Source organism: Arthrobacter sp. Y3223164 (genome assembly GCF_059091005.1).
On record NZ_JBNHGF010000298.1, the window covers coordinates 1 to 3,400 of the forward strand.

The window sequence follows — 3,400 nt, forward strand, 5'->3', positions numbered from 1 at the left end:
ACCGCCAGGCCGGCGCCGAGGGAGGCGCAGCCGCCCAGCACCGCCGAATAGGCGCCGGTCAGCGAGGCCATCCGTTCCGGGAAGTCCCGCTTGAGCAGCGCGGGCAGCATCACGTTGCAGACGGCGATGGCCGCACCGACCAGGAAGGTGCCGATCCACAAATTCGCGATGGCGCCCGGAACCGGCCGCAGGAACGTCCCGGCCACCAACAGCATCAGGGCCCCGAAAACCGTGCGCTCGACGCCGAACTTCTCGCTCAACCCGTGCGCCAGCGGGGACACCGCGCCGAAGGCCAGCAGCGGGATCGCGGCGAGCACGCCCAGGGCGGTGGTGCCCAGTCCCGTGTCCGCGCCGATCTGGTCCAGCAGCGGGCCCACGCTGGTCAGCACCGGGCGCAGGTTGGCTGCCACCAGCAGGATGCCGGCGATCAGCAGCCCGGCGGACAACGACTGGCTGGTCCCGCGGGTCTTCACCGCCCCACCCCTTCCGCGTTAGGCAATCTCCGGAAACCTTATGCGACGGGACAGGCAAAGGGGCACCCCCGGCACTGCTCACGCTGCGCGGAGCGTGGCCCCTCGCCGTCGTCCTGGGGATCGGCGGCCGCGGGCTACTTGGCGGCGGCGGCGTCAGCCGCGTCAGCGGCCTCGGCGAGCATGGGCAGGAAGGTATCCAGCGCCCACGGCAGGCTCAGCGGCGACGCGGCGGAAATGGACAGGGTCAGCGTATTGTCCGAGTCCGCCACCAGCGCGCCGTCCTTAATCGCCGGGATCTGGCCCAGCAGCGGGTCCTTGGTGATTTGCCGGGCGGTCTTGTCGTCCGGCACCCAGGTCACGAACACATCGGATTCCAGTTCGTTGGCCTTCTCGGCCGACCAGGGAATGAAGAACTCGTCGGAGCCGGCGGTGGCCTCGGTGACAACATCCGCCTGGACCATGCCGATGCTGGTGAGGAACTTGGGCCGGTTGTCGTTGGCGGTGTAGACGTTCACGCCGTCGCCCTTGGCCGGTTCCAGGTTGCCGTAAATAAAGCTCTTGCCAGCCAGCTGCGGGTACTCCGCGGCCTTGGCCACGATCGTCTGCTCGGTGTCGGCCACCAGATCCTCGGCAGCCGCACTGCGCCCGAGCGCCTGACCGATCAGCCGGGTGGAGTCCTGCCAGTCCGTGCCGTAGGGAGTCTCCGGGTAAGCGACGACCGGGGCAATCTTGCTGAGCGTGTCGTAGTCCTCCTGGGTCAACCCGGAGTAGGCGGCAAGGATGACGTCCGGGGCCAGCTCGGCAATCTCGTCAAAGGCGATGCCGTCCGCCTCGGAATACAGGGTGGGCGCATTCTCGCTGCCGATCGCGGTGCCCAGCTCCTCCAGCTTGGCGTCCCGCCACGGGGTGGACCCGTTCTCGTTTCCGCCCCAGTCTTCCTTGGGCATGCCGACCGGAACCACGCCCAGCGCCAGCGACACATCGGAATTAACCCAGGACACGGTGGCCACGCGTTCGGGCTGCTCCTCGATCACCGTCTCGCCGAAGGCGTGTTCCACCGTCACCGGGAACTGGTCCGACGCCGCGGCCGACGGGCCGCCCTCGGAACCTCCGCCCGCGGGACCGGTGGAACAGGCGGTCAGGGACATCAGGACGACGGCGGCGGCGGCAGCCAATCCGCGCATGCGTGAAAGGGCCAACTCGGGCCTCCTCGGATCAAGGAACGGGAACAAAAGTAAGGGTAGCCTACGCTCATGCGGATTAAGCAACTACTTCGTTGCGTATTTCGACGCCGGAGCTCCCGGGCTGCCGGCAAAGCCGGACCGGCGCCGTCACGTACCGGGGAACCGGGCCAAAACCGTTGACAAAGGGACCCGGCCACTGTGTCATAAGTGAAACCCATTCATTTCCGGCATCCGCCGGGTCAGAGGAGCGGCCATGGCGGCGGACTGGATCTTTCACTCCGGCAGGATCTTCGATGGACGCCGCCTGCTGCCCGGAACCCCGGCGGTTGCTGTCACGGGCGGGGTAATCACCGCCATCGGAACGGACGCCGAAGCCCGGGCGGCGGCGGGACCTCATGCCACCGTCGTGGACCTGCGCGGCCGACTGCTGGCGCCCGGCTTCACGGACGCCCACGTCCATGCCGTGATGGGCGGGATGGAACGGTTGGGGTGCGACCTGTCCCTGTGCGCGGGTGCCGACGAGGTGCTGGCCCGGATAGCCGCGTGCGCCTCCTCCACCGACGGGGGGTGGATCACCGGCGGCGGCTGGCACAAGGCGGATTTTCCGGGCGGCTATCCGACCCGGCAGGCGCTGGATGCGGTGGTCCCGAACCGCCCCGTCTATCTGGTCAACGCGGACCACCACAGCGCCTGGGTCAACAGCCGCGCGCTCGAGTTGGCCGGCATCGATGCCGCCACCCCCGACCCGACAGACGGCCTGCTGGAGCGCGATGCCTTCGGAAACCCGGCCGGAACCCTGCACGAAGGTGCCATGGACCTGGTCAACCGGGTCATCCCGCGGGCGACGGTCGAGGACATGCGGGCCGGCTTGCTGGAGGCCCAGCGCTACCTCCACTCGGTAGGCGTCACCGGATGGCAGGAAGCGATCCTGGGCGACTACGCCGGTTATCCGGAGGCCAGCGCCGCGTACCGGGCCTTGTTGGACGAGGGCCTGCTGACCGGCCGCGCCGCCGGAGCCCTTTGGGTGCCGCGGAGCACCAGCCTGGCCACGGTCCCCGCCTTGGTCGCAGACTTCATCGCCCGCCGGGAGCAAAATGCGGCGGCCGGTTTCCGCACCACCAGCGCCAAGATCATGGTGGACGGGGTGCCGGAGAACCGGACCGCCGCCATGTTGGAGCCGTACCTGCAGCCCTGCTCCTGTGCCGGCGCGGCGGGACACGAAGGCCCTGCCGCCGCGGGCAACGCGGCGGACGGTCCGTCGGCGGGCCGTGGGCTGACCTATCTTCCCGAGGACGTTCTGGTGGCAGTGGTGACGGCGCTGGATGACGCCGGATTCGACCTGCATCTGCATGTAATCGGCGACCGTGCCGTGCGGGAGGGACTCGACGCCGTCGAGCATGCCCGGCGCGCGAACGGCCCCGGCAGCGGCCGGCACCACATGGCGCATCTGCAGATCATCCACCCAACCGACGTCGCCCGTTTCGGCGAACTCGACGTCACCGCGAACCTGCAGGCGCTCTGGGCCTGCAACGATGCCCAGATGCGCGAGCTGACCGTGCCGCTGATCGGCGAGGAACGGGCCGGCTGGCAGTACCCGTTCGCCTCCCTGGCCGCCTCCGGCGCCCGGCTCGCGATGGGCTCGGACTGGCCGGTGTCCAGCCCGGATCCTTGGCAGGCCATCCACGTGGCGGTGAACCGCCGGCACCCGGACGACGGCTCCGACGGGCCGCTGCTTCCGGGCGA

The 3,400-nt window shown here is 69.5% G+C and carries 3 protein-coding genes; 1 reads left to right on the forward strand and 2 read right to left on the reverse strand.

What is annotated here, in order from left to right; all coding sequences use genetic code 11:
* Window positions 1–473, reverse strand: a 473-nt coding sequence (locus tag AC5RUJ_RS12880) for an MFS transporter (protein ID WP_494155960.1), incomplete at its 3' end; no start/stop codon positions are given.
* Window positions 474–607: 134 nt separating this feature from the next.
* Window positions 608–1,657, reverse strand: a complete 1,050-nt coding sequence (locus tag AC5RUJ_RS12885; RefSeq protein ID WP_494001306.1) for an iron-siderophore ABC transporter substrate-binding protein — start codon at window positions 1,655–1,657, stop codon at window positions 608–610.
* 253 nt (window positions 1,658–1,910) lie between these two features.
* Here AC5RUJ_RS12885 and AC5RUJ_RS12890 point away from each other — a divergent pair.
* On the forward strand, window positions 1,911–3,400 hold a 1,490-nt coding region (locus AC5RUJ_RS12890), incomplete at its 3' end, for an amidohydrolase (RefSeq protein ID WP_494155961.1).